Below are 1,124 nucleotides of genomic sequence, written 5' to 3'. Positions count from 1 at the left end.
GCCGGCACCGGCCGGAAGTAGGTAAATAGCCAGTTCAGAGAGCTTTTCCAGGAAAGGTTTGATTCGTCATGCGCATTACTGCCTCGTCGTCGGATTTTGCTGTCCCTTCCGGCCCGGTCCCGTCACCGCCGCGCCCGCCCGCTCCGTTGCTGACGGGGCGGGCGGGGTCGGAAATCCCGCGGCGCCGAACGCACAGTGAGTGTCTAAACTCGTCGCGGGAGTCCAGAGCAGCCGCGCCGAGATCGAAGCCCGTTGCCACAGCAGGGATCTGGAAGGATCACGAAGTCGTCCATGTAACCAGAGCATTTCATTCGGCGTACGCGAGGTGCCCAATTAGCACGCACGTTGCCGAGGTTGGACAGTGGAGTCTCATTCTGTCACCGATAGCCACGTTATCGAGTGACCCATCCCCGCAAGTTACTGGGCTGCTGCGCAGTTTGGCCAATGAGCCTGTCGGAATTGCGCCATCGGGAGAGTATCGGGCGCGGCTCGCTAGATGGCACTGTCATCAGCCAAGCACGTAAGTTCTGCAATGCGACGTCCGACGCGTGGACGAACTTGCCTGAATTTGAGAAGTGAGATGGCCTTCGAATGTCGACGACTACCGAGTCCAGACTGGGAAATCTGCCCAATGAAATCACCAGCTTCGTGGGGCGGCGCGTCGAGGTCTCCGAAACCAAGAGACTGCTGTCACTCAGTCGATTGACGACGCTTACAGGAGAAGGCGGGGTGGGAAAGTCTCGTATCGCGCAGCAAGTGGCTGGTCAGGTAGCGCGCGCATTCGATGACGGGGTATGGCTGGTAGAACTCAGCGGCCACCGTGAAAAATCGGCCATTGTCTTGGCCGTCGCGGATATTTTCGGGCTCGTCCTGGCCGCGGACACCGCAGAGGCAGAACTCATCGACCATCTATTTGATCGCCGCGTCCTACTCGTTTTCGATTGTTGTGAAGCTTCAGTGGTTGCCATCTCGGAATTATGCGTAGTCTTGCTCAAGCGTTGTCCGCACCTACGCATTCTGACGACGAGTCGCCAGACGCTCGGAATTGTGGGCGAGGGTGTACTTGCCATTCTGCCCTTGCCGACGCCGCGAGAGGATCACGGAACGGTACTGAGGGGACTGTT

The 1,124-nt window shown here is 58.7% G+C and carries 1 protein-coding gene; it reads left to right on the top strand.

What is annotated here, in order from left to right; all coding sequences use genetic code 11:
* Positions 1–591 precede the first annotated feature (591 nt).
* Positions 592–1,124: NB-ARC domain-containing protein (locus ACH4F2_RS36275; RefSeq protein WP_398136837.1), on the top strand; the 533-nt coding region annotated here is incomplete at its 3' end.

The sequence above is a fragment of the Streptomyces sp. NPDC017890 genome (assembly GCF_044328675.1).
GTDB lineage: Bacteria > Actinomycetota > Actinomycetes > Streptomycetales > Streptomycetaceae > Streptomyces.
This window is presented reverse-complemented; position numbering and strand designations above follow the sequence as displayed.